Here is a 3,782-nt window from a genome sequence, read left to right as displayed (position 1 = left end):
GGCACCGGCCGGGCGGCGCGGAGCTGGGAGGCGTACGACGCGATCATCCGCACGCTCGAGACGCTCGAGGACGACGAGACGCTGCTGGTGCAGTCCGGCAAGCCGGTCGGCGTCTTCCGTACGCACGAGTGGGCGCCGCGCGTGCTGATCGCCAACTCCAACCTGGTCGGCGACTGGGCGACCTGGCCGGAGTTCCGCAAGCTCGAGGCTGAGGGTCTGACGATGTACGGCCAGATGACCGCCGGCTCGTGGATCTACATCGGGACGCAGGGCATCCTCCAGGGGACGTACGAGACGTTCGGTGCGGTGGCCCGCAAGAGATTCGGTGGCACGCTCGCCGGCACGCTGACCCTGACCGGCGGCTGCGGCGGCATGGGCGGTGCCCAGCCGCTGGCGGTCACGATGAACGAGGGCGCCGTGCTCGTGGTCGACGTCGACGAGTCGCGGCTGGAGCGGCGGGTCAAGCACGGCTACCTCGACGAGTATTGGACCGACCTCGACGAGGCCGTCGACCGCGCCGTGGCTGCCAAGAACGAGGGCCGGCCGCTGTCGGTCGGCATCGTCGGCAACGCCGCCACGGTGTTCACCGAGCTGCTCGAGCGCGGCACGGCGATCGACATCGTCACCGACCAGACCAGCGCGCACGACCCGCTGAGCTATCTCCCCGAGGGCATCTCGATGTCCGAGTGGCACGCCGAGGCCGAGCGCGACCCGGCCGGGTTCACCGACAAGTCGCGCGCCTCGATGGCCAAGAACGTACGTGCGATGGTCGGCTTCCAGGACGCCGGCGCCGAGGTCTTCGACTACGGCAACTCGATCCGCGAGGAGGCGCGCCTCGGCGGCTTCGATCGCGCCTTCGAGTTCCCCGGGTTCGTCCCGGCGTACATCCGGCCGCTGTTCTGCGAGGGCAAGGGCCCGTTCCGCTGGGCCGCGCTGTCCGGCGACCCGGCCGACATCGCCGCGACCGATCGGGCGATCCTCGAGCTGTTCCCCGAGGACGAGCACCTCGCTCGCTGGATCACCAAGGCGCAGGAGAAGGTGCACTTCGAGGGCCTGCCGGCCCGCATCTGCTGGCTCGGCTACCAGGAGCGGCACCTTGCGGGTCTGCGGTTCAACGAGATGGTCGCCTCCGGCGAGCTCAGCGCTCCGGTCGTGATCGGCCGCGATCACCTCGACTCCGGCTCCGTCGCGTCGCCCTACCGCGAGACCGAGTCGATGGCCGACGGCTCCGACGCGATCGCCGACTGGCCACTGCTCAACGCGCTGCTCAACACGGCGTCGGGAGCGACGTGGGTGTCGATCCACCACGGCGGCGGCGTCGGCATCGGCCGCTCGATCCACGCCGGCCAGGTCATCGTCGCGGACGGCACGGACCTCGCCGCGCAGAAGATCGAGCGCGTGCTGGTCAACGATCCGGGTACAGGGGTCATGCGGCACGTCGACGCCGGTTACGACCGTGCCGCCGAGGTCGCGAAGGAACGAGGCCTCCGAGTCCCGATGTCCGAGCGAAGCGAGGATCCTGGCGACGAAGTCGCGGGAGGGAGCGCCAGCGACCGAAGGGCGGAGGTTTGATGTCCACCACCCCGGCCCCTGGCGAGCTTGCGAGCGGGAGGGAGCTCTGCGACCGAAGGGGCGTACGCCGAGAGGCTCGGGTGAGCGTGTCGTCTCACCGCCCTTCGCTCGCTCGTCCCTCGCTCGGACTCGACCACCGAGGGCTGGCGTGATGCTCGAAGCGATCAGTGACATCGGGCGGGATCCTCGTACGGGCGGCTATCGGCGGTTCGCGTGGAGCGACGCCGACATGCAGCTCCGGGAGTGGTTCGCGGGCGAGGCTGCCGCGCGGGGGCTGGAGCTCGTCGAGGACGGCAACGGCAACCAGTTCGCGTGGTGGGGCAGCGGCGACGACGCGCTGCTGATCGGCTCGCACCTCGACTCGGTGCCCGACGGTGGAGCGTACGACGGACCGCTCGGCGTCGTCTCGTCGTTCGCCGCGGTCGACCGGCTCCGCGCCGAGGGCTTCACGCCGAACCGGCCCATCGTCGTGGCGAACTTCGCCGACGAGGAGGGCGCCCGCTTCGGCATCGCCTGCGCCGGCTCGCAGCTCGTCACCGGAGCGCTCGAGCCCGACAAGGCGCTCGGGCTCAAGGACCGCGACGGCCAGACGCTCGCCGAGGTCATGACGGCCCGCGGCCGCGACCCGCGCGCCGTGGGGCATACCGACCTGCTCGACAGCATCGGCACATTCGTCGAGCTGCACGTCGAGCAGGGCCGCTCGCTGGTCCACTCCGGCGCGGCCGTCGGCGTCGCGACGGCGATCTGGCCGCACGGCCGCTGGCGGCTCGACTTCTGCGGCGAGGCCAATCACGCCGGAGCCACGCTGATGGAGGACCGGCACGACCCCATGCAGGCATACGCCGCGACGGTCCTCGCCGCGCGCCGGCTCGCCACCGACGCCGGAGCGCGGGCGACGTTCGGTCGGCTCGAGGTCGAGCCCGGCGCCACCAACGCGATCCCCTCGCGCGTACGTGCCTGGCTCGACGCACGTGCCGCGGAGGAGGGCCAGCTCGACGAGCTCGTCGACTCCCTCATCCACCAGGCCCGCGCCGCGGCCGATCCCGACGGCACCACCGTCACCCTCACGACCGAGTCGGTCAGCCCCGCCGTCGAGTTCGACGAGCAACTGCGCGACCGGCTCGCCACGTTGCTCGCCGCCCCCGTGCTGCCGACCGGAGCCGGCCACGACGCCGGTGTCCTCAGCCCGCACGTGCCGACGGCGATGCTCTTCGTCCGCAACCCGACCGGCGTCTCACACTCGCCGGAGGAGTTCGCCGAGGACGCGGACTGCGCGGCCGGCGTCGACGCCCTGACGACGGTCGTGCGGGACCTCGCGTGAGGACGGTTCCGGCGTTCGCCAACTGCCACAGCCACGTCTTCCACCGTGCGCTGCGCGGGCGCATCACGGGGGCTGACTCCTTCTGGACGTGGCGCGACCAGATGTACGCGATCGCGGCGGTGCTCGACCCGGACCTGCTGTTCGACCTGGCCCGGGCGACGTACGCCGAGATGTATCTCGCCGGCATCCGCAGCGTCGGTGAGTTCCACTACGTGCACCACCAGCCTGACGGGCGACCGTACGACGACCCGAATGCGATGGGCGAGTCGCTGATCGCCGCGGCCCGTGAGGCCGGCGTACGCATCGCGCTGCTCGACACGTGCTACCTGTCCTCGGGGTTCGGGCAGGCGCCGGAGGGCGTGCAGGTGCGCTTCAGCGACGGCGACGTCGAGGCCTGGGCGGCACGCGTCGAGGAGCTGGCGCAGAAGCATGCCGGCGAGGACGACGTCGTGGTCGGCGCCGCGATCCACTCCGTACGCGCGGTGCCCCGCGAGCGGCTGGCCACGGTCGCCGGGGCGTTCCCGCACGCGCCGCTGCACGTGCACGTGTCGGAGCAGCGCGCCGAGAACCGGGACTGCGTCGCCGCGACCGGCCTGACCCCCGTCGCGCTGCTCGCGGAGGCCGGCGCCTGGACACCCCGCACCACCGCCGTCCACGCCACGCACCTGACGCCCGATGACGTCGCGACGCTGGGCGACGCACGGGCGTACGTGTGCTTCTGCCCGACCACGGAGGCCGAGCTCGCGGACGGCATCGGACCGAGCGCCGCGCTCCGCGAAGCCGGGGCGAGGCTGACACTGGGCTCGGACAGCAATACCGTCATCGACATGTTCGCCGAGGCCCGTGCCGTCGAGATGCACCAGCGCCTGGCCTCGGGCACACGCGGTGC

At 72.0% G+C, this 3,782-nt stretch carries 3 protein-coding genes; all 3 read left to right on the top strand.

Features of this window, described 5'->3' with window-relative positions; genetic code table 11:
• Positions 1-1,572 (top strand): urocanate hydratase (gene hutU / locus V6M46_RS16665; protein ID WP_332667133.1); only part of this gene is annotated, 1,572 nt, incomplete at its 5' end.
• Between the two features lie 151 nt (positions 1,573-1,723).
• Positions 1,724-2,893, top strand: coding sequence for an allantoate amidohydrolase (locus tag V6M46_RS16660; protein ID WP_332667131.1), 1,170 nt, complete (start codon positions 1,724-1,726; stop codon positions 2,891-2,893).
• Positions 2,890-3,782: formimidoylglutamate deiminase (locus tag V6M46_RS16655; protein ID WP_332667129.1), on the top strand; the 893-nt coding region annotated here is incomplete at its 3' end. The genes V6M46_RS16660 and V6M46_RS16655, both read left to right, overlap by 4 nt.

The sequence above is a fragment of the Aeromicrobium sp. genome (genome assembly GCF_036676885.1).
Classification (GTDB): domain Bacteria; phylum Actinomycetota; class Actinomycetes; order Propionibacteriales; family Nocardioidaceae; genus Aeromicrobium.
Note: the sequence above shows the minus strand (reverse complement) of the source record. Positions and strands in the feature narration are given on the sequence as shown.